2 tRNA genes and 1 rRNA gene are annotated in these 581 nt (G+C 55.8%); all 3 read right to left on the bottom strand.

Annotation, left to right across the window (positions count from 1 at the left end):
- Positions 1-18: 18 nt before the first annotated feature.
- Positions 19-94, bottom strand: a tRNA-Ala gene (locus ACPYOI_RS35915).
- Positions 95-192: 98 nt separating this feature from the next.
- A tRNA-Ile gene (locus ACPYOI_RS35910) sits at positions 193-269 on the bottom strand.
- Between the two features lie 238 nt (positions 270-507).
- Positions 508-581: ribosomal RNA gene (locus ACPYOI_RS35905) — 16S ribosomal RNA — on the bottom strand; the annotation flags it as partial.

The following is a 581-nucleotide window of genomic DNA, read 5'->3' as shown; positions in this document are numbered from 1 at the left end:
GTCTCGACACCATCGATTTGGTGGAGCTGAGCGGGATCGAACCGCTGACCCCCTGCTTGCAAAGCAGGTGCTCTCCCAGCTGAGCTACAGCCCCTCCAGCTCGATCGCTTCAGCTCGTCAGAACTGAAGTTCGGCAACAATCCGCGCCACCAATCCCAATCAATTCCCAGTCCATCATCCACAATCTGCGAATGGTGGGCCCGGGAAGACTTGAACTTCCGACCCCACGCTTATCAAGCGTGTGCTCTAACCAACTGAGCTACGGGCCCATTCGGGAACCGGCCCAGAACAAACTGGACTAGCGCGGTTTTTTGTCTTCGTGAAGAAAGAGAAACGTGGACGGCGCAGCTCGCCATACCCGCTGTCTGCAAAGCAGATCTGCAGGCGTATTGCGTTTCGATGGTCACCTGACTGGTGCCATCTATGTTCTAAAAAGCACGGGAAGGTTCATACCGGGGAGATCCGAAGATCTAGCCGGTCGTCTTACCAATTCCACAGCTTCCTTAGAAAGGAGGTGATCCAGCCGCAGGTTCCCCTACGGCTACCTTGTTACGACTTCACCCCAGTCGCTGACCCTACCG

This window comes from Rhizobium sp. SVR5-2C (assembly GCF_056755115.1).
Note: the sequence above shows the minus strand (reverse complement) of the source record. Positions and strands in the feature narration are given on the sequence as shown.